19 protein-coding genes are annotated in these 21,973 nt (G+C 42.3%); 12 read left to right on the top strand and 7 right to left on the bottom strand.

Going from position 1 to position 21,973, the window contains the following annotated elements:
• Window positions 1-7: 7 nt before the first annotated feature.
• The 7 genes from HOP08_18780 to HOP08_18750 are packed head-to-tail and all read left to right on the top strand — an operon-like array spanning window position 8 to window position 6,888.
• Window positions 8-1,096, top strand: a complete 1,089-nt coding sequence (locus HOP08_18780) for an efflux RND transporter periplasmic adaptor subunit (GenBank protein NOT76974.1) — start codon at window positions 8-10, stop codon at window positions 1,094-1,096.
• Window positions 1,097-1,111: 15 nt separating this feature from the next.
• Entirely contained in the window at window positions 1,112-1,789 is a 678-nt protein-coding gene (locus tag HOP08_18775) for a response regulator transcription factor (protein NOT76973.1), read from the top strand.
• Window positions 1,786-3,075: a HAMP domain-containing histidine kinase gene (locus HOP08_18770; protein NOT76972.1), complete on the top strand. Its 1,290-nt coding sequence runs from the start codon at window positions 1,786-1,788 to the stop codon at window positions 3,073-3,075. Before HOP08_18775 ends, HOP08_18770 begins: the two co-directional genes overlap by 4 nt.
• A 52-nt stretch (window positions 3,076-3,127) precedes the next feature.
• On the top strand, window positions 3,128-3,583 hold the full coding sequence (locus HOP08_18765; protein ID NOT76971.1) for a hypothetical protein: 456 nt from the start codon (window positions 3,128-3,130) through the stop codon (window positions 3,581-3,583).
• A 7-nt stretch (window positions 3,584-3,590) separates the two neighbouring features.
• Window positions 3,591-4,316, top strand: coding sequence for a superoxide dismutase (locus HOP08_18760; protein ID NOT76970.1), 726 nt, complete (start codon window positions 3,591-3,593; stop codon window positions 4,314-4,316).
• 24 nt (window positions 4,317-4,340) lie between these two features.
• Window positions 4,341-4,595, top strand: coding sequence for a hypothetical protein (locus HOP08_18755; GenBank protein NOT76969.1), 255 nt, complete (start codon window positions 4,341-4,343; stop codon window positions 4,593-4,595).
• A gap of 31 nt (window positions 4,596-4,626) precedes the next feature.
• Window positions 4,627-6,888 carry a carbohydrate binding family 9 domain-containing protein gene (locus tag HOP08_18750; protein NOT76968.1) on the top strand — a complete coding sequence of 754 codons (2,262 nt, stop codon included), beginning with the start codon at window positions 4,627-4,629 and terminating at the stop codon, window positions 6,886-6,888.
• On the opposite strand, the gene HOP08_18745 is transcribed toward HOP08_18750, so the two are convergent.
• A complete protein-coding gene (locus HOP08_18745; protein NOT76967.1) occupies window positions 6,866-7,228 on the bottom strand; it encodes a hypothetical protein in 363 nt (120 codons plus the stop codon). The genes HOP08_18750 and HOP08_18745 overlap by 23 nt on opposite strands.
• A 342-nt stretch (window positions 7,229-7,570) precedes the next feature.
• Between HOP08_18745 and HOP08_18740 the strand changes: the two genes are divergently transcribed.
• Window positions 7,571-7,915, top strand: a complete 345-nt coding sequence (locus HOP08_18740; protein NOT76966.1) for a hypothetical protein — start codon at window positions 7,571-7,573, stop codon at window positions 7,913-7,915.
• Window positions 7,916-8,114: 199 nt separating this feature from the next.
• Here HOP08_18740 and HOP08_18735 read toward each other — a convergent pair whose 3' ends face one another.
• Window positions 8,115-8,975: a hypothetical protein gene (locus HOP08_18735; protein NOT76965.1), complete on the bottom strand. Its 861-nt coding sequence runs from the start codon at window positions 8,973-8,975 to the stop codon at window positions 8,115-8,117.
• Window positions 8,976-9,061: 86 nt separating this feature from the next.
• A complete protein-coding gene (locus tag HOP08_18730; GenBank protein ID NOT76964.1) occupies window positions 9,062-10,279 on the bottom strand; it encodes a hypothetical protein in 1,218 nt (405 codons plus the stop codon).
• Window positions 10,280-10,552: 273 nt separating this feature from the next.
• Here HOP08_18730 and HOP08_18725 point away from each other — a divergent pair, with 273 nt between their 5' ends.
• Together HOP08_18725 and HOP08_18720 are read left to right on the top strand one after the other, a co-directional pair.
• Window positions 10,553-11,023, top strand: coding sequence for a JAB domain-containing protein (locus HOP08_18725; protein NOT76963.1), 471 nt, complete (start codon window positions 10,553-10,555; stop codon window positions 11,021-11,023).
• Window positions 11,024-11,185: 162 nt separating this feature from the next.
• The gene (locus HOP08_18720) at window positions 11,186-11,503 is read left to right on the top strand and encodes a hypothetical protein (protein NOT76962.1); all 318 of its coding nucleotides are present in this window, start codon (window positions 11,186-11,188) and stop codon (window positions 11,501-11,503) included.
• On the opposite strand, the gene HOP08_18715 is transcribed toward HOP08_18720, so the two are convergent.
• Entirely contained in the window at window positions 11,486-12,826 is a 1,341-nt protein-coding gene (locus HOP08_18715) for a site-specific integrase (GenBank protein ID NOT76961.1), read from the bottom strand. The two genes, HOP08_18720 and HOP08_18715, sit on opposite strands and share 18 nt — an antisense overlap.
• 1,318 nt (window positions 12,827-14,144) lie before the next feature.
• Here HOP08_18715 and HOP08_18710 point away from each other — a divergent pair.
• Together HOP08_18710 and HOP08_18705 are read left to right on the top strand one after the other, a co-directional pair.
• Window positions 14,145-14,474 (top strand): PadR family transcriptional regulator, encoded by a 330-nt coding sequence (locus tag HOP08_18710; GenBank protein ID NOT76960.1) that lies wholly within the window; start codon window positions 14,145-14,147, stop codon window positions 14,472-14,474.
• Window positions 14,471-17,107, top strand: coding sequence for an FtsX-like permease family protein (locus HOP08_18705; GenBank protein ID NOT76959.1), 2,637 nt, complete (start codon window positions 14,471-14,473; stop codon window positions 17,105-17,107). The genes HOP08_18710 and HOP08_18705 overlap by 4 nt, the downstream gene beginning before the upstream one ends.
• Window positions 17,108-17,285: 178 nt before the next feature.
• Here the strand turns inward: HOP08_18705 and HOP08_18700 are convergent, their stop codons facing one another.
• The 3 genes from HOP08_18700 to HOP08_18690 all read right to left on the bottom strand — a co-directional run bounded on the left by HOP08_18700 (window position 17,286) and on the right by HOP08_18690 (window position 21,650).
• A complete protein-coding gene (locus HOP08_18700) occupies window positions 17,286-19,247 on the bottom strand; it encodes a DUF2075 domain-containing protein (GenBank protein ID NOT76958.1) in 1,962 nt (653 codons plus the stop codon).
• A 53-nt stretch (window positions 19,248-19,300) separates the two neighbouring features.
• Window positions 19,301-19,630, bottom strand: coding sequence for a hypothetical protein (locus HOP08_18695; GenBank protein NOT76957.1), 330 nt, complete (start codon window positions 19,628-19,630; stop codon window positions 19,301-19,303).
• Between the two features lie 1,522 nt (window positions 19,631-21,152).
• On the bottom strand, window positions 21,153-21,650 hold the full coding sequence (locus tag HOP08_18690) for a hypothetical protein (GenBank protein NOT76956.1): 498 nt from the start codon (window positions 21,648-21,650) through the stop codon (window positions 21,153-21,155).
• Window positions 21,651-21,973 lie beyond the last annotated feature (323 nt).

Genomic DNA, 21,973 nt, shown 5'->3' with positions numbered 1-21,973 from the left:
TCAACCCATGAGATCTTTTGCAGTTATCTTATTTTTTGGCTCCCTGTTAGCCGCTTGCAGTCAGAGACACGATAACAACACGACCAAAAACGAACCAAAGCCAGATACGCTGAAAGTGTTATCGCTGAAGAAAGGAAAAGTAGAAAAGCAGACTTCCCTTCCCGGTGAACTTTTTGCATTTGAACATGTGGAGATTCACCCCAAAGTGACGGGATATATAAAGCAGTTGAAGGTTGACATTGGCACCGTGGTAAAGCGGGGGCAGATACTTGCAGTGATAGACGCTCCTGAAATACAGTCAAGGCTCGGTGAAGCAAATGGAAAATTCCAGGCATCAAAGGCGAAATTCCAGGCAAGCCTTGATAATTACAATCGGATTAAGGATGCGGCCAAGACAGAAGGTGTAATTGCTCCCAGTGAATTGGAACGTGCAAAGAATCAAATGCTAACGGATAGCGCCGATTATAATGCAGCCAGATATTCGGCCGCGTCGTTTCAGCAAGTAGGCAATTATCTAGCGGTCGCGGCACCATTCAACGGAACTATCACGCAGCGGAACGTCAACGAAGGTTCCTATGTCGCACCAAATGGCGGAAAACCTATACTGGTAATCGAAGATAATTCTAAGCTCAGATTGCGCATTGCCGTCCCTGAAGCGCTGACTGGCGTTTCTCTAAAAGACAACAAGGTAAAGTTCTCGACCAAAAGCAATCCGAATCAATTATTCGATGCCGTTTTGATGAGGAAGGCTGGCACCATAGATGCAGACACAAGAACAGAGATTTGGGAGTTTGAAATACAAAATGAGAAAGGCGCATTAAAGCCGGGATCGTTCACTAACGTTGTCATGAATATCTTCAGGAGTGAGAATTCGTACCTGGTCCCATTCTCATCTGTTGTCACAACTCTTGAAAGAAAGTTTGTAATCAAGGTCTCCAATGATTCAACGCACTGGATCGACGTATCGCAGGGATTGAACCTGTCGGATAAAACAGAGATTTTCGGCAATTTGAAAGAAGGTGATACCCTTGTAATCAAAGGAAATGAGGAAATTAGGGCAAAGCAAAAAGTTGCTGTCAAATTTGCCGGTAAGTAGGTCCAGACTAATAATATGAAAGTCCTGATTGTTGAAGACGAAAAAGACCTTCAGTCAATATTGATTGATTTTCTCACACGCGAAAAATACGCATACGATGCAGTAAGCACTTATTCGGAAGCGTCCGAAAGGATCGCTTTATACGACTATGACTGTATTTTGCTAGACATCAACCTACCCGATGGAAGTGGATTCAAGCTCCTGGACGAACTCAATGACGTAAACAAATCCGAGGGTGTAATCATTATATCAGCCCGCAATTCAATTGATGACAAGATAAAGGGACTTAATCTCGGAGCTGACGACTACCTCACCAAGCCGTTTCACCTTTCAGAACTTAATGCCAGGATACAGGCGGTGATCAGGAGAAAAAAATTCGACGTCAGCCGCAAGATCACTTTTGCAAACATAGAACTTGACCTGAAGCAACTGTTAGTTAAGGTCGGTCAGGATCAGGTCAGCCTGACACGAAAAGAATTCGATATTCTTCAGCATCTTATTGCAAACAAGAACATCGTGATTTCGAAAAACGCCCTTCTTGAGTATATCTGGGGAGACTATGTGGATGCTTCTCTCTCACTGGATCTCCTTTCTACTCACTTGAAGAACCTGAAAAGGAAACTGAAAGTAGCCGAGGCAAAGGCTGAGATACGCAATGTCTACGGGGTGGGCTATCAAATAATGGAGTTATGAAGCCTTTGAAACTCCTTTATCTGACATCGCGAAATTATCTGGCCATATTCTTTGGTCTGCTGGTTCTATTTTTTGGTGTGTTTTATTTCATTCTGCGATTTGAGGTGACACAAAATATCGATGAAATTCTTTTCAACCGAAAGAACTATGTCATCGAAACGTTCACGGCACGAAACGGTAAGGTGCCATACGAGGAATTCAGTTTCACGGATTTTACAATTACCCCCGAAGCAGCCGGATATACATTCGACGATGTTTATTCGGATACGCTGATTTTCGAAAAAACAGACCAGGAGCTTGATGAGTACCGGAAGCTTACAACATCATTTACATTCGATCATCAAAACTACAAGCTTGAAATTGTTAAGGCGCACCTGGAGGCGGTTGAGATAATCAATACGGTCGTCATTTCACTAGGTTTGATCTTCATTTTGATGCTTGCGGTTTTTTATTTTACGACACGCTTTTATTCTGGAAAATTATGGTATCCATTTTATCATAGCCTCGAACAGCTAAAGAAATTTGAGGTGGAGAAATCTGCTGGAATTGAGTTATTGGATTCAAGGATCGAGGAGTTCAACGAGTTGAATAAGTCGATAGCTGATCTTACAGAAAGAGCGCAGAATTCATTTGTCAGCCAAAAGCAATTTATTGAGAACGCTTCGCATGAAATGCAGACTCCGCTGGCCGTGATTCAAAATCAACTTGAAATGTGGATCGGTGATGCTAATCTGACGGAGTACCATTCGGAAAAGATTCGGATGTTGCTGGATTCAACCCGACGTCTTTCAAAGCTAAACAAAACGCTTTTGCTCCTCTCGAAGATTGAAAACCAACAATTTTTTGAAACGGAGAAAAATGACGTCAAAATACTGGTAGAAAAAATACTTACTTACTTTGAAGGGCAGCAGGAAAATCTGGAGATCCAGGTGTCCTTACAACTCAACAGCGTGTATGTAGAGGCAAACCCCATGCTTCTTGATGTGCTACTGACGAACCTTGTTAAAAACTCGTTCCTTCATAACATCGCAAAGGGATCAATCGACATTCGCGTGACAGAGAACGTATTTGAAATAATAAATACATCTAATTCAGTTGAGCTTCCACGCAACAAGCTATTTCAACGCTTCTTTAAGCAATCAGCAGCAAAGGACAGCTGGGGGCTGGGTCTGGCCATAGCAAAGAAGATTTGCGACATCAACGGTTGGTCGTTGAAATATGAGTTTCAAGGAAATAAACAGGTTTTTAAAGTCCATTTCGGCAAAAGCCCGGTTGCGGTTGTTTGAAACTCCACTATTTCTCCAATATGATGCCCTAGTTTAGTGGCAACCAAACTGCATGAAAACAACCTGGCTTTTAAACATTGCGGTTCTCTTTGTCGGGCAAGCCAATTGCCAAACAAACCAGATCGTATTTGTTTGCGAGCATGGGTCAGCCAAGAGCATCATTGCGGCGACATACTTTAACAAACTCGCAAAAGAGCAAAATATTCCCTGGCTTGCCATATCGCGTGGCACCGATCCTGATGCGGAAATTTCACCCAAGACAAGAGCTCTTCTAATGCGTGAAAATCTGCTTAACAATTCTCTTGTCCCACAAAAAATTAATCAGACCGACGTCGATGCTTCGCAGCAAGTTGTTCTCTTTTTTCCATTGCCTGCTGATATTGGAACCAAGAATAACACACGAAATTGGTTGGAGGTCCAGGCAATGAACGACGACTACAAGAAGTTGAGAGACGATATCCTCTTAAAATTGGTTCCTTTAATAGACTCACTCGCAAACCATAAATAACAAGACAATGGACAGAAACGAATTCTTAAAGACATCAGCGATCGTTGCAGGGGCCGCCGCCTTATTGCCAACCAACAGCGTATTCTCACAAAGCCTTCAGCAATCAGGATTAGATCGCTTGACCGACAAAGACGGCAACTTCGCTTTGCAACCATTACCCTACAATGAAACCTTCCTTGAGCCGTCGATGGATCAGGAGACCTTACACCTCCATTATACGTTTCATCATGGCGACGCGGTGAAGGCGGCCAATACCGACCTTACCAATATCAAAAAGGCTATCGACGCTAATGTGCTTGACACCGTTGACTACTGGACAAAGAAGCTATCGTTTCATTTATCATCACACATACTCCACACCATCTTTTGGACAAATCTGACGAACAAGAAGAGTGATCCAGCTGGAGCCCTGCTCAAACAAATTGAAAAAGATTTCGGATCGTACGACATGTTAAAGGCCTTGCTTGGTAAGACAGCCAAAGGTGTTGACGGCAATGGCTGGGGCATTCTTGGATATCAGCCCTACACGCAAAAGCTGACTGTATTGCAATGTGAAAACCATGAGAAGCTTACCCAATGGGGCGTCATCCCGATTCTTGTTGTCGATGTGTGGGAGCATTCGTATTACCTCAAGTACAGGAATCGCAGGGCGGAATTTGTGGACAATCTTTTTCCAATCATCAATTGGGACAATGCGGCTGAAAGGTTTCAACTGGCAACTCGGTTCAACTAATGTCAACAGAAAATCAACACTAACATGAAATTGACAAAAATCATTGTAGTGGCGCTGGTTGTGGCAACGAGTTGCGCCAGTGAGATCGAAATCGCGTCCTCTGATGTGCCTACTGCTGTGATGACTGCATTCAACAGCAAATATCCGCAAGCGAAGGACGTTGAATGGGAGATTGAAAAGCAGGACGGGAAACTATACTACGAAGCTGAATTTAAGACTGATGGTAAAAAGATGGAGGCGTACTTCCGTCCTGATGGAACATTTTCGAAAGTGGAATAGATTAGCAACGCAAATGTCTTAACCTTACGATTTGAAGAAATCTCTACCGGTACTTTTAGCCTGCCTTATTTCATTTGTTTCTTTTGCTCAACAACCGGAGCAAAGAGAGATCAGCGAATTCTCGTCAAGAACCGGACTGAAAATAAAAAAAGCAACTGGTCGTATTACTGTAGACGCGCTAATGAATGAGGAAGATTGGGCGACGGCTGATATTGCTGGAAAATTCAAACAAGTATTTCCATTTGACTCGTCATACGCCAAGGCACCTACAGAAGTCAGGATGACGTATGACGAACAATTCATTTACATTTTCGCGGTACTGCACAATATCGGCGACCGGAAGTATGTGACCCCTTCTCTAAGGAGAGACTACGACGGTCAAACCAGTGATGGATTTTCAATTGTCTTTGACACTTACAAAGACAAAACGAACGGATATTACTTCGGCATTAATCCATTCGGTGTCCAGCGTGAAGGATTAATTGTAAATGGCGGCGCTACGAGCGATGACATATCCTTTACATGGGACAACAAGTGGTATTCGGAATCGAGAATACTCAACGACTCCTGGGTATGTGAGATCGCCATACCATTCAAGACAATTCGTTTTAAGCATGGGTTGGATTCGTGGAACATGAATTTGTTTCGAACAGACAGTGAGTACACGGAGCGGTCAGCTTGGACACCCATACCTAGAGTCTATCAGCTTTTTAGTTTGGCATTTGTCCAGGAGTTGATCTGGGACAAGCCACTTGAGCATCCCGGAGGTAATGTCTCTATTATTCCTTACACAGCAGCAAAGATCAATCGTAATTTTGAAGAGGGTTCTCCCGGCGAAAAACAAATTGCCATAGGTGGAGACGCAAAGGTCGCTCTTGGTCCCGCGCTTAACCTGGACATCACGGTGAATCCAGACTATTCGCAGGTAGAAGTTGATCAACAGGTTACCAACCTCAGCCGTTTTGAAATATTTTATCCAGAGAAGCGCCAGTTCTTTCTTGAGAATGCTGATCTCTTTGGCAATTTTGGTTATAGTAATGCGCGACCTTTTTTTTCGCGACGTATCGGCGTCACCCGCAGTAATGCAACGGGCCAAAACATTCAGAATCCCATCATCGGCGGTCTCAGACTAAGCGGAAAAATAAATAACAAAACGCGGATAGGTTTTATGAACCTCCAAGCAGCCGGTGTGGACAGTATTAATTTGCCATCCATTAATTATACTGTTGCCGCAATTCAAAGAAGGATATTCAGCCGGTCGAGTATCGGACTAATCATGATCAACAAACAATCCTTTCACGACTCTACCGATACAAAATTCACTCTGACACCCGATAAATACAGCCGCCTTGTCGGAGTGGATTATACTCTTGCCTCTCCTGACAACAAGTGGAATGGTAAATTCTTTTATCACCGCTCTTTTGACGAACGTAAGCTTGACAACGCTTACGCGACCACGTTTAAACTGAACTATAAGGTCCCCAATTTCGAGGCGAGCGTTCTGGCGCAGGACTTCGGCACAAACTATAATCCTGAAGTTGGCTACGCACCGCGTACCGGGTACAGTCGAATAGCCCCGGAAGCCTACTACTCATTCTATCCACATTCCAAGATCATTAATAATCATGGACCTGGGTTTGACGTCGACCTGCTTGGCAATAAGAAGTTTGGTTTCACAGACTGGGATGCTAATCTTTGGTACAATGTGACTTTTCAAAGTACAGCAAATGGCTTTGTAAGACTGAGGAAGGACTACACCTATCTTTACTTTGATTTTGACCCGACCAATACGGACGGGGTCAAGCTACCACAGGGCACAGGATACTATTATTATTCAGCGATATTCTATTTCGAGTCAAACGCCCGCAAAAAATTCTACTTCAATATTACTCCGAGGTTCGGTCAGTATTTCAATGGCCGCCGGTACGCATCGGACGCCACGTTCAGCTATCGATTACAGCCTCATGCTATAATATCGATGAATGTGAGTTACAATCATATTGAACTACCAAAGCCATATGCAACGGCCGATTTGGTACTGATCAGTCCGAAGTTTGACTTTACGTTTTCACGGAAACTGTTTTGGTCGACCTATCTGCAATACAATAATCAGATTCATAATTTTAATGTCAATTCAAGGCTTCAATGGAGATTCAAACCGGTTTCTGATTTCTTTCTGGTCTATACCGACAACTATTTTGCCGATACTTTTAAAGAAGGCAACGTGCTTTACCTCGGCCAGCCGAAGCTACGGGCGATAGTGTTGAAGTTCACGTATTGGCTGAACCTTTGAACATTCCAATTTGTGGAATCTCGGCAGTCTTATCTTTCGAGTGCTGCGAGTTGTAATAAGCTATCTCGTCCCGCAAACAGTGTTTCATCATTGCATTAAATGTTGGATGTGCGAAACTTCTGTTTAGTTTTCTGTTGACAATTGGCTGAAGCTGTTCCTCACCCCATTCCAAGAAAATATGACGGGGTTGCAAGTAAGGATCGGTTTTACGACGCCCTTGGTAATAACCGTTGAAGTTGGCAGTCAGGACGTCAGGGTTGAGCCCGATTTCTTTCAAAATGGTCCAAATTTTCTCAGCTTTTGGCATTTCAAAGACCAGTCGTACTTCTTCGCTCACCATAGAGCAAAGGAATCCAGTTCGATTTTATTTTACTAATTATTTTAGTAATTCTGAGTGAGAAGTGGTAATTTTATCAAAAATAGCGGGAATTGGAATTCAACTTTAGATCCTTTAAGCAGCCAGAGTTCGACTCGCTGCTTCACGGCTTGCGACACGCGTATAATTTGGGCGCCGGACATGTTGTAACGTACAATCGTGACGGTGACATGACAACAGCCCTTATAGAAGACAATGTCGTTGCCCAATTTTCAAAAGAAGAAATAGCAGAACTAACAACAGTGAAATAGACAGGCATTGAATCAGACACGGAGCAATTCAAAACAGCACAAAAAATCAGGCATTATGACAGCTGAAAAGAGAACAATCAAGATTCGCGCGATGATGAACACTAACCTTGAGTTTACAGACAGAGCGCGGGGCAAGTTCAGTCAAAAGTTTATTGATTTCCTCGTCGATACAGACGAAAGCTTCCGAAACGAATTAATGATTCCTATAAACAATGAGGTAGGACTGTTCAATTGGGCGATAGACTTCATCGAGAATCCCGCTGAGGGTTTCCTGGTTGACATTTACTGTGATGGGCTGAATGATTATCATAGGATTCTGAACATTATCACCGGTCACTTTCCAGACACGGAATTCCTTTTTTACAATAAAGGACCGATCAATACGCAGGTTGCTGCCTGATGCACCTAAGGCGGGAAGCCCATTTCACCGCAAGCCAAAGGTAGGCCCGTCGCGGTACCGTTGTAAAGGGCAAGGCAAGTGTTGATCTTATTTTTTATCCACTCTGGCATCGACACCCTTGACAACGGTACCGCGCCGAGCTCAATTGGCGGCTTGTCGGAAGCAATGGTGGGGTGGATTCACCCACATCAAGAGTTATTTAATGTTGGAGATCGTAAAACCTGACTTGAAATTCCATGTCGCCGTGCAAGGCATTGGTGGATTGGTACAGATCGAATAGCATTTCGGAATGTTGATCTGAGTCAACTCTAATTTTCTCGCCAACTAGATCAAATCCTCCATCGATGTTGCTCACTCCTGCGACAGCACGTCCTAAGCGTGTAGGTGTCGCAAAGAAAATATAGTTTTTCAACGACAGAAACTCCGAAGACCCAATCTTCATGCGTACTTCATTTTTGCCTTTCTTCAAAATGGTTGTTAAGTGTAATTTTTTGATCACGTCAATGCATTGTTCGGTCGACATCTGCCCGAGGGTCGCAGACCACCTTCCGTAATAAATTCGATTTTGATTTTTGTAATCACCAATAATAGCCGTTATCGCCTCCGTAATCCGTGCTTGCAGTACATCCTTAGAACCAATTGAGTCCTTTAAGGAGTAAATCAACAGCCTCCTAGCTTTCAGATCAAATGGCAAATCATCGACCTTACCATAGGCTTCATTGAAAACAGAAATGACATTGCTCCAAGACATTTGCGAAGCGGCGTAACCTAACTCAATCAATACGTTTGGATTAGGGGTTTTTCTCACTTGATCAATGTGACTATTAATGATTGAGATGTCACCAACAAAAATTTGACTGCTCTTTATCTTATCAAAAATTGTGTTCGCTATGTCAGGCGATCCACTAACACCGCTGGTGTCTCTATCGATTGCGATTTCTAAGTCAACTTCGTCTTTTTGAACGTTTTTGATCGCCTTCTCAATTGCTGTTTGTATGGCTGTTCTATTGGAATTGTTTGGGAGATCCGACTGCCAGGAATAAAACACTGAAAATTTCATTAGTTGATCGCTGTTAGTTTATAATTATTGGGGCTTTTGGGCTCAAGCACTGGTGTTTGAGAAGGAAATAAAAACAACCGTATAGGCTAGTTACTTACCTCCTGGCTTAAGTAGTCGTTATCGATATTAAGAATTTCACGAAAACTTCTTCCGTTAATGAGTTTTCTGGTGGGAAATTGCCGATCCGTATCGGTAAAGATATATTGATCAACATTCAGTATGGACGTTGTCAGCGGATATTCGGCCCAGGGATTGTGCCATAGAATCGGACGAGCGCTGTTAAGGTTCCATCTGCCTAAATCTTTGAAAAGTAGGAGAGCAGATACGGTTCTATTCTGTGGCTTTTCATTGCATTTCCAGAAACCATCCTCATAAAACAAGGCTTGCATAATATCCATCTCATCCATATAGAAATCAAAACTATTCAGACAAATTAGATAAGGCAAGGAAAGACTACCATACTTACTTGCGCGTTTTCGATTTAATGAGTTTCGAAGAGAACTGACTGAATCTATTATTTCTGCGCCACCACTCGAATTAATTCCGAGTGTACGGGTGCTCTCCTTCGGTTTTGGAATCAATGAGACGGTTATCTTCCAACCGCTTTCTTCCATCGTCCAATGATTAACGTCGTGCAAAGAGTCTACCGGTGTTTGCCCTTCCGCGATCACCTTTTTTACAAAGGAGATAATCTTGTTCTTGGCGATAGAAATGGTGCCTGATCGCTCAAAATCCACGTTGATGTAATAATCAGGAGAAGCAACTGACTCGATCATGTCTTTGATTTGATTTTCTAACCGGTCAATACCAGGACTATGATTTGGAAGACCGGATAGCGTACATTCTGCGATCAAAATCTCTTTCCGTTTTCTGTAAACAGTAAAGTCAGGACGACGACTTGAACCAGCAATTGAGGGTAACTGAAAAAAGACCCTATAACCAAGATGGCGTAAGAATTGAAAAGTGACCAATTCAAAAAAGGCTCCCGCGTGCTCCTTGTCCTCGTGAGATGTGAACCTAGCAACGAAATCTTTGTCAAGAGGGAAGTCGCAAACCCACTCGATTATTTTGTTTCTAACGTATGACGCGGCCTTCCACGCCGAATTGTCTAAAAATTCATAATTGGAGCTGTCGTGATTTGCTCTAGCCATACTTGTTCTCTTGAAGGCGGAAAACAGGGCTAAATTACCCCTTCTCATCCGCCTATTGCCACACATTCTCTTGAAATGTGAAATCAAGTTCTGCCACACTTGGTTATAAAAGCTGCTCGCTATGTTTGCCATCAGAATTCCCAACGCTTTCATGTAGAAATCAATTATCCGAACACCTGCAGGTACTCAAGGTTGACGGGCACAGGCAGCAAACTAGCCGACTTAAGATATCTTCTTGTCCCCCTTCTCATCAATCATCGGTACAAAATTAGCCTTATCACGGAATATGCTGGCAAGGAATTTCCGGCATAAACGGTTTCCCCCTTTTCAGTCGTGCCTCCTTTAAGGAACCCCCATTTATTCCGTTCCTCCTTGCGCAAATTCCTTCATAAGGCTGTGTGTGCACCATAATTAATTCAAACGATTATGGAAAACACAAATGAAAAGAAAATGTTTGAGGTAGCTGAGATACAGCTCACCTACAAGTCCAACGTGAAGCCATCGTTACGTCCGAAGATCAATGGGTCAAGGGATGTTTATGAAATCCTTAAAGGGAATTGGGATGATTTAAAAATTGAGTTTATTGAACAATTCAAAGTGGTTCTCTTGAACAGAGCCAACAAGGTTCTTGGAATCCTGGAAGTATCCACTGGAGGAGTCACCGGAACTGTTGCCGATCCGAAAGTGATCTTTGTGGCTGCCCTCAAGGCTAATGCCTGCGGGATCATAGTAGCACACAATCACCCTTCGGGAAATCTTACCGCCAGCCAAGCCGATATTGACCTCACCAGAAAATTAAGAGAAGGCGGTAAATTTTTGGAGGTTCCATTGCTTGATCACCTGATCGTGACTACGGAGGGATACTTTTCATTTGCTGATGAGGGGCTCATACACTAAGCCGGTGGATGGAAATGATTCAAGAGATTTTGAAGTCTTTTGGATCATTTTCATCTTTCAGTTTGTACTATTTCATAAATATCATCCCCACCTTCGGGCGAACTTGTGCGGGTTCGATGATCAATCTCCAGAATTTAGCCCTCACACTTAGAGAGTTGAAGGATGGGAACGGATAAGGTTTTGGCTCAATTGCTGGAAGAATCGCTGCAAAGAACCTTGCAGGCGATCATGCCAAATGTCATTGAAAGTATTATTACTAGGTATCCATTGGCAAGCCAGGAGTTCATTGCGATAGAAGAGGCGGCAACCCGCTATCATCTAAGCAAAAGGACTTTCTACAACTATCACAAACGGCATTATATTACGCTGCGATCAACTGAAGGAAAAACATTTGTATCTATCGTGGAGCTTGAGAATCATATCAGACAGAATCCGATTCCAATTCATTGTGAGAACCCGATCTTAGCTTCTAACAAGTGAGTCAGAATAAATTTCGTCCCACTTTGTATTAGCATCCTCAAGAATTTTCTTATCGACATCGAGGTAGCGCTTGTAAGAATTCCATGTGGAATGGCCCGATCTTTTCATGCTTACCTGGGGAGCAATTCCAAGCTTGGCATCAATAGAAATCGCAGTTTTTCGCATGAACTTGGTGCTAAATATTTCTTTAAGCGGAACCTTCTTAACATCCAGCAGGCTTCCTGATGAATTATAGCTTGGTATTTCCTTGGGTTCATCCCATTTCAATAGTGCAGCGATAGTCTTAAGATTAACATTCATACGGTAATTGGACGGGACATGAGGAAAACAGTAATTGTATTTCTTTAAGATCTCCACACCAATTTTATTCGGTGCTATGTCAAGATGGGCTTTCCCGGTTTTGTTTTCGAAATAGGTCAACTTGCCTGTAGAGAGTTTTCTTTGATCTTCACGAAGTCCCTTGCCGATCTTTTGGAGGTCACCATGACGGGGGCCACCGATGGAGACGCCGAAGACAAAGATGTCGCGTGTCCGCTCCAGTTCTTTCCTTTCACTTAGATCCTTTTGATACAATTGAATGAATTGCTCGTAGGTCAAACCTATCGGATCACCATACCTGGCTTTTACACTGATCTTGCGGTAGGCAGAAGGTATCTTGATCTTATCGTCATCATCATTCCACTTTATCCAGTTGAGAAAGATCCTTAGATTTTTAAACTGTTTGTGAATAGTAGGACCCTTGAGTTTCTTGATGATTTCCTTGCCCTCCTTGTTGATGCTTTTAGTTTTTTTATTGGTTAGGTAATCCCGAAACTGTTCGAGTTTGCCTAAGGTCAGTTCCGAAAATTCCAGCTTCATATTTTCACCAAAGCACTCTTTGAGGTGTTCCAAAGTACTCTTATAAGATTTCAAACCGGCGTTAACTGTTTTAGATTTGGTATCGATGAATTCCTGATACCAATCATACACACCGCGCTCTTTTTCTTCTTTCGCGGAAGGTTCCCCAAGATATAATCGTTCAATTTGTTTTGCTGCAGGCTCAATATTCTGAAGCCTGAGAAGCGCAGTAATGTCCTGAAGTTTGGAAAGGCATTTGGAAAGATTGCGTTGGTTCTTTTCAAGCTGGCTCTTTTCTTCTTTGCTGATCTTGTCGGTAGGAGTGATCAGGCCGGTTTTGGTATCCAAGCTGTATTTTTCTGCGTTGAGGGAAACCTCAGTATAGAACCTTCTTCTCTCACCTTGATGAATATATGTCAGAAAGATTCCATTCAGACCTTGCTTATCGGTCCAGTCTTTTCGTATGGAGCAACTCACTTTTGCCATACTCAAAGATAGGATTTTCGGGGCATATTCGGGGCATTCTCGGGGCAGTTTTTACTAAATATTTCGACGGTGCCGTTCTGAAACGTTGTATTTAGCGCATTATAATGCATTGTCAGGAAATAGAAGGTAACGGTGTGAATCCGCTCGAGACCTCAACGAATACAAGCTGCACGGCGATAGCCGTGCGGCTTTTTCGTTTTTATAACGAGCCAAGACGAGGTCTTTCACTATCACCGCGCTCGTATGTATCTGGATAATCTTCGATAATTACTTTAACGTCTTGAGCGAGTTATGAAAACGAAAAAGCCGTAGCACGCATTAGCGTGCGTGCAGCTTGTATTCGTTGAAGCGCCCAACCCCCAGGATCGCCGCAGGCAATCCGATTTTCTTTCACTTTGCGTCAACAAAACAATTCGAATCACTCTACGCATTGTCACGCCGCCTCGTCCTCCGCCTCGTCTCGCAAAGGAGGAAAGGCAATCCGTTTTTATAACGAGCCAAGACGAGGTCTTTCACTATCACCGCGCTCGTATGTATCTGGATAATCTTCGATAATTACTTTAACGTCTTGAGCGAGTTATGAAAACGAAAAAGCCGTAGCACGCATTAGCGTGCGTGCAGCTTGTATTCGTTGAAGCGCCCACCCTTAGGATCGCCGCAGGCAATCCGCATTCTTTTACTGAAATCATAAGGTCTTTAATAAGCGAATAAAAAAGAAAAACTAGCCCCTGAAAGGGGCGTGGCTTTCAGATTTGTTGAAGCGCCCACCCCCAGGATCGCCGCAGGCAATCCGATTTTCATTCACTTTACGTCAACAAAACAATTCGAATCACTCTACGCATTGTCCCGCCGCCTCGTCCTGAGTAGCGTCTCTCAAAGGAGGAAGGCAATCCGTTTTTATAACGAGCCAAGACGAGGTCTTTCACTATCACCGCGCTCGTATGTATCTGGATAATCTTCGATAATTACTTTAACGTCTTGAGCGAGTTATGAAAACGAAAAAGCCGTAGCACGCATTAGCGTGCGTGCAGCTTGTATTCGTTGAAGCGCCCACCCCCAGGATCGCCGCAGGCAATCCGATTTCATTCACTTTGCGTCAACCTTTGCGTCAACAAAATAATTCGAATCACTCTACGCATAGTGACGCCGCCTCGTCTCGCGAAGGAGGAAAGGCAATCCGCATTCGTTCAAACCCAATAAGGTCTTTCATAAGCCTATAAAAAGAAAAACCAGCCCTCCCCAAAAAAAGTCAATGTATTATCTGAAAAGTAGAAACATATGCTCACCTTTCCCGTATTGAAGAAAATAACCCTAAAGTATGATCGGATACATCGGTGAATTTGAAGAGTTAGTGCTTCTTACCATCGCAGCATTGGATGAAGCCGCTTATGGCGTTGCTATCAAGGAAGATATCGAGCAACGAACCGATCGCTCCATCAGTATTGGTGCCCTGCATTCTACGATTACCCGTTTGGATGAAAAAGGATTTATTAAATCCTGGCTTGGTGACCCGACACAAGCGAGAGGTGGAAGAAGGAAGCGCTACTTTCAATTAACAAATCAGGGCAAGGCTGCCTTGCGCAAAGTAAAGGCATTGCGCGATGAACTTTGGGATCTTTCAAAAGTAAATCTGGCGTTTTCTGCATGAAAGAAATAAAACCACCGAAGCTCGCTCAAAAACTTTTTGAATGGTTTTGCAACGATGCTGCCGCTGTAGAAGACCTGCGTGGCGACATCGAAGAATTGTTCTATGTCAATATCGAAAGGATGCCGGTGTGGAAAGCCAGACTGAACTATTGGATGCATACACTGTCGCTCGTGACTTCCTATGCAGTTAAAAAGCGAAAAAAATCAATCACTGAATTCTCATCTGCAGAATATTCTATGGACATATTAAAAAGCTATTTCCTTATTGCTACCCGCAGTTTAGCAAAGCATAAGTTCTTCACCATCATCAATGTATTAGGTTTAGCCATTGGCATGTCCATTAGCTTGTTGCTGATAGCAATGATCACGTTTGTATCAACCTATGATGACTTTCATGTAAACAAGGACCGAATCTACAGGGTTGTTACAAAAACTAACCTTTTGGATAATCAGGAATTTGCAAGAGTACCACTTCCGTTAGCAGAAAAGCTAAAGAGTGAGTACCCTGGAATTGAAGAGGTTATTCGGATCAGCCCCGATTTATCAGGCGAAGCAGAATTTGATGGCAAGCAAATTCCGATGGATGGTTTTTTTGTGGATTCCCACTTCTTGAATGTGTTCTCATTTCCTCTTTTGAAAGGTCACGCAACAACATCACTTGAGAAGCCGAATAGCATGGTTATTACCGAAGCAGGAGCCCTACGCATGTTTGGTAACGAGGATCCGATGGGTAAGGTGATCAAACTTGAAAAATTTGGAGAATTTGAAATAACAGGGGTTTTAAAACAGCTTCCTAAGAACTCACACATTCAGTTTGAAATATTGGTACCGTTTCAGGTGTTAGAAAATTTTGGACAAGCCCAGGGTTTTGTTGCTTCCGAAAAAAGATGGTCAGGTTTGGATATCTACACGTACTTACTTCTGCCTGAAACTTTTTCAGAGGATGATCCGGAACGCATTGTCACCTTTATGAATACGGTAGCGAAAGGAGTATATTCTGAAAACTCGGATTTTTTAGCTTCTTTCTATCTGCAATCTTTAGAGGATATTGTGCCCGGACCGGATTTGGCATATGAAATAGGTCCGGTATGGGACCTTCCCACTTTTATATTCTTTGGCGTGCTCACGCTGCTAATATTATTACCTGCTTGCTTTAACTACACCAACATTTCAATTTCAAGGGCACTAAAGAGATCAAAGGAAATTGGTTTGCGAAAAGTAGTCGGGGGTCAACGGAATCAGATTTTTTTCCAGTTCGTTCTTGAAACCGTTATTGTTACGCTCCTGGCATTATGTGTATCCTCTGTGTTTTTTGTCTTAAGCCGGAATGAATTCACAGCAATGATCGCAGCTTCTGAATTTTTGGACCTTACACTAACAACTACAACGATACTATGCTTTGTTGGCTTTGCTGTTTTTGTTGGCCTGATAGCGGGGGCAGTTCCCGCACTCTATTTCGCAAAACTCAATCCAATTCAAGCGTTGAAGAGTACGTCATATTCAAAAGCTTCAAAAGGATCTTTTCTGCGACAGTCCCTTATCGTTGGGCAGTTTGCTCTATCGTTGGGATTTATAATGGCTGTTGCCATCACAACTAAGCAACACATTGCCACATTGAATTATAACTTTGGTTTTGACCAGGAAAACATTCTGGATGTTGAGCTTCAGGGAGTAGACCCGAATATTTTCAGGAACGAATTTTCGAAATTATCAGACATCCAGGCTGTTTCGATGTCTTCTGGCATTATGGGGGCACTCCCGCAAGAGCCAGCATGGATTCAGAAGACTGAGGAGAAAGATTCTATAGACGTGAGGCAAATTTTCGTTGATCACACTTACCTGACAAATCTTAACCTGGAATTAGTAGCCGGAAAAACTTTTCCGGACCAGCAAGAAGGTCGGGAGCGTTTCATTATTGTGAATGAAGAATTTCTTAAGCAGTTTAAAATTGCACACCCCGTTGACGCCCTTGACAAAACAGTTACTGTTTCTGGTGTAGGGGAGCTTACGATCATCGGTGTAGCAAAGGATTTTCACTATAGTGATTTGAGGATGCCGATCCAAAGTTTCTTTTTTCGCTACAATCCTAAAATGCTTAACTACGCGAATCTGAAAGTTACATCAAGCGACATGCACGCAACGATCGCGAAGATGGAGGCTGTTTGGAAAACCATTGGAGGGGAGAAGAAATTCGAGGCGCGTTTTTTTGATGACGAAATTGAAGAAGCTTATTCTGTATCCTATTCATTGATTAAAATTTGTGGGTTCCTTGGATTTCTGGCCATTACAATCTCCTGTCTTGGTCTTTTAGGTATGGTTGTTTACGCCACGGAAACCCGAACCAGGGAAATTGGCGTGCGAAAGGTAATGGGCGCATCGTCTTCTACTATCGCTATGCTTCTTTCAAAAGATTATTTGAAGCTGATGCTTATTGCAACGGTAATTGCCACACCCCTTACGTATTTCTTCTTTGATGTATTGTTATTTGGCGAACAATCCTATCCAATTGCAATTGGAGCGTTAGAAATTGTTGCCAGCATTTTGCTGTTGTTTGTGTTGGGGGTCGTCACAATTTTATCTCAAACGGTGAAGGCTTCCAAGGCCAATCCTGTTGATACATTGCGTTACGAGTAGGGGAGCTTAAGTTCGCTGAGTGTAGTAAACCTTATTTTCACGGGTGAAGTCAAACAAGGTCCTCCATAGCGTTTCGCGAAGGTGGAATGCACCCACCTATAGGATCGTCGCCTCGTCCTCCGTAGCGTCTCGCGAAGGAGGAAAGACAATCCACTTCATTTTAATTAATAAATTGAGATTAAATTGATGGTATTCCGCAGGAACTCAAAAAATTAAATGTTCCATCATATTTCGCAACTGGTCTAGTCTGATCCATTTCATTCCCATGTGGCACGAAGATTATTAGTCCTTGTCTTGCTCTAGTCATCAATACGCGATAGGCATTCTTCAGATAAGATTTTTCAATCTCACCAATGATTTGCTTCCATTTAGTCCCTTCAAAACTTTGATAGTTCCATTTATTGTTCTCAAAATAGAAATTAATGTCCCAGGCAAGTGCTACATAATCAATTTCTAACCCTTGAATATCGAATTCGGTAGCAACTATCTCCAGGTAGTGAGAAGATCGAACATCACCTGAATTATTTAAAAACCATTCTTCTGCAGAGATATCATTTTTTACATCGATACCTACAGGTCGAAGCCTCATTCCTCCAGAACTTCCTACCAATCCGATTCTCTCTGTTCCTTTAGCGTTTCTATGAAGCCAATCTTTTGCTTTTTGAAGATCTCGTGTAAGATAAATTGGAAACACATTATTGATTTCCTTCAAAATATTCCTTGCTCCAAGAAAATTCCCATTGAGAATTTCGTAAACAAAATTTGAAGTTTTTTCAGATCGAAAAGAACGAACCGAGACAGATAGATGAAGATCTTCCTTAACGGAACCATGCTGTTCTAACCATGAGGATAGATGTTCATTTTTTAAATAATTTTCATTCGTAGTTATCAAATTTGAGTAATATATATTCCAATTTGGGTATTTATTTTTCAGGGCCTCTATCCATTCTGAAAGTCCAGCTTCTCCTGTATTAATTTCCTGCCCACCACCAATTAAACAAATAACAGTACAGTAACTTTCATGTCTATTCATCACTTCAATCAGGAAATCAGGCTCGGACATATCAAAATCTTTGCCTTTAGATTTCATAAACGAAATAGCTTTTTGCCGAGTCCATGCTCTTTGAGCTTCGTCAAATACTACAACCTTTTCATCAGGCGCCTGATTAGAAATCAAATTGTCGTCCCTGAAATGATGAATGTTCTGAATAAATGCATTTGCCTTTATTGCTGAATTTTTCTTAGTTAATTTTTCTCCATTCTCTTTAGCATGCTGCACTTCATCTCGAACTAAAGCTTCCCTTAATACATACACTAAAGGACCATTACCCGATAGGAATACTGCATTCTCATCTTCATGAGCTTTTCTACGTTCGTTTGCAATATTAAGACCCGCTAAAGTCTTGCCTGCCCCTGGCACTCCCGTAAGAAAGCATATGGATTTTGAAGAACTTTTTTTTGAATGTTCTATGATGTTATTAATACACTCTGTAGTTCTCGACAGGTTTATGGCTCCAGAGTCACTCCTTGAAATTTCAGAAACGGAATGTCCTCTATATAAAGCTTGAGATGCTTCAATAATTGTTGGTGTTGGTTTGTATTTCGCATTCTCCCATTGTTCCGTATCAATGGTTTTTCCACTGGTAAGTGAAATAGCTTGACTAATGATTTGCGAAATGTTGTTTTGATTTGATTTTATAGGTAAAAATAAATTATTCACCATTTCAAATGTATTTTCAATGGAGGGTGCTTTAGTAGAGATTAAAACTGGAGCAATTTTCTCTGAGTGACTACCTTCATGAAAATTTTGTAAATCGAGACAATAATCAATTACTTGGTCGATAGCATACTTTTGATACAGAGCGTCCCCAACCTTAAATTCAATGACAAAAATGACGTCATTAATAATAATTATATTATCTACTCGCTTTCCCATTCTAGGAATTGAGAATTCAAAATAAATTTTTCCTTGCTTGAATATCTTAAGCGATTCTTTGAGTATTTGAACTTGTTTTATCCAGGCATTTTTTTGCAAGTCTTCAAGCGCATGGTGATGATTAAGTGCTAATTGACCCAATATTTTGGTTTCATTTTCAGCTAAGAATCCCGGTATTGTATTAGAATAATAACTTCTTTGCATTTTAATAATTTGATTCTACACCAATTCTTACTAACATTTAACAACAATCCCCCTCACTCCCCATACCTCTTCCCCCACACCTCTTTCCCCTTCTCATGTTCCCCTTCGTATTTCAGTTCACCGTTTTCATACCATGAGTGTGATGGGCCGTGAAAGAGATAGTCTTTGAAAGAGTATTCAGTTTTTAGTTTGCCGTTGGGATACCATTCTCTTTGAATGCCTTCGGGGTAACCGTTTAAGAAGTTGCTTTCGGCGAGCATCGATCCGCCAGGAAGATATTGAGTGGCAGTGCCGGTGAAGGGTGTGCCATCAAGCGTGCAATACCATTCCCCCATCTTGTCCTGTAAGAATTCAAGTTTCGATATGTCGATGATGTCCGCCATTCTTTAAATTTTCTGTTGTCACGTATGGTTGAAGTTATAGATTTTCTCCTGAATGAGAGATGCGACTGGGTATGATCTGAACAGAGATCGAATAGAGATCGGATAGAGACTGGGTAGACTCTGGGTAGCGACTGGGTAGAGATGGGAAAGAGTAGGTCCAGGATCAGAGAGGCAACCGTGATGAATCAGAGAGGAATAGGGGATGGATCAGAGAAACATCAGAGAGCAATCAGAGGTGAATCAGAGAAGAATAAGGGAATAGATGGGGAAAAGCAGTGTTTTATAGGGGATCGATCCGAGGTGAATCAGAGGTTTATCAGAGAAAGCAGCGTTTTTATAAGGGAAACATCAGAGAGCGATCAGAGAAACATCAGAGAAAGCATGCAATGGTAGCTGAAAAGTCCGAGGAACCTCCGAGAAACGTTCGAGAAACACCCCCAAAAACCCTCAAATCAGGCTAAAAACGAATAAAAGGGTGTTCAAAATCTGAGGTGGACTATCAAAAAGTGCGATTTTGGGGTGATTTGGAGGTTTTCTGCAAGCGTCTGGTATAAGCCAGTTATTCAAAAGGCTTAAAACAGACTAAAAAAGCCTTTTAACGGAACCATATAGCACTAAAAAGCTATAGGATGTGGCCTGATGAGCGATGAACGGCGAAGCCCTGTAGCCTTAGTGCTACAGGGACACGGATTATCAGCTACGCTGATGGGCACTAAAAAACCATCTGTTTTTGGGGCGTTTGTCGCCCGCTTCCGGACGAGGCGGTCAGTTTCTTAACAGTTTCTAACAGTTCTTAACAGTTCTTAACAGTTTGTAACAGATCGTGAGTGTTCGTGTAGTTTCGTAACAGTTTCTAACAGTTCGTGACATTTTGGTTTTGCGGCCGTTGCATATTTGGGGCATGAACAAACAGACGGCATATGAAAACCAGAATCAGAAAAAGCCATTTGGAAAAACACAAAGAAAAAAAGGAACGTGACCATGTAGCCCTAGTGCTACATGGCACGGATGCACGGATAAAAGGTAATACAGCTTTTACTTGAGAAAGGAATGCAGATTGACACGGATGCAGTGGGACACTGCGAAGCTAACTAACAGCGTTTGTTTTATAAAGGAATATGGTCAAGGCCTTTGCTTCAGCGCAAGCGGCGAGATATGGTTTATAATTCACCATGAAACATTCACCATCATAAGCGTCGATTCCAATATGTGGTAATACGCAACTAACAATCTCGCCCCTTCAGGCTTAATGCACTTTTGCATCCGAAACCCTGGCTAATAAATCTCGGCCCTTCAGGGCTTAAGCTTGTAGCCATCAATGAAGCATACTTCAAATGAACCGTGCTTACCAATATCGGCTTGCTGATGAGTGCTCTTCAATTTACCTGCTTCCGTGTCTCCCGATATCTATCGGGACAATTTTTCGAAGCAAAAGTGGTTTTATTATTTATCCGTGTGTGTCCGCTATGCCATATAGCCTTAGTGCTATATGGTGTTCCCAGTTCTGGGTTTACTGTCTCCCTCATATAAACAACAATACCAACGTCAGCACCACACCCGCCGCTGCAAAGTACAACCCCTTCCTGAACACCGATGTCTTTGGTAAAAACATATAGAATGCAGACACTACAAAAAATAACAGCGACACTCCAAAGAAGATATTCAAAAAGAACAAGGGTTCTTTGGTGGATGCCTTGTGAAGATGGGTAAGTCTTCCAATAACATACGGTAACTCTTTCACGGTTTGTTGTGCCAGGCCGGTCTGCTTGTTATAGTTTCCCTGGCGGAAGGTCAGCGTGGTCTCTGTCTCACTGTCAATCTTTATATCCCGTATGCGGAGCTCTTTGCCTACTTGCTCAACATTGAGGTTTGGAGCCAACTGTTTTTCAATTTGCTTTTCCTGTTTAAGAAAATCGGTATCACGGAAAATCAATATGATTCCACTGATCGCATACACGGACATAATGCCGGAAAGAAAGTATCCGAGGTAGCGATGGTAGATGCGCATTTTATCATTCATGGGGGAAGTTTTTTAAGGGCCGAAATAACGGTTAGACAATCAGAATGTCCAAAATATTCCAGGCGAAACGTGAAAATAGATGTTGATGATGAGAGGCTCGTGATCGTCTGTAGGTATTTTTAAAGGGAGGGATGGTAGATTTTGAATGGCCTTTAGAAAAACTCGCCATATAGCACTAAGGCTATAACACGGATCCATCCTGCAGACAATACAAATGATGGCCACGGATGATCAGCAAAGCTGATGGGTGTAGAGAATAGTAAGGTCAGTGAAAACTGATTTAGGTTAGTGTTAGCACCAACCATGGCCACCATATAAAAAAT

Source organism: Cyclobacteriaceae bacterium (assembly GCA_013141055.1).
Classification (GTDB): Bacteria; Bacteroidota; Bacteroidia; order Cytophagales; family Cyclobacteriaceae; genus ELB16-189.
Note: the sequence above shows the minus strand (reverse complement) of the source record. Positions and strands in the feature narration are given on the sequence as shown.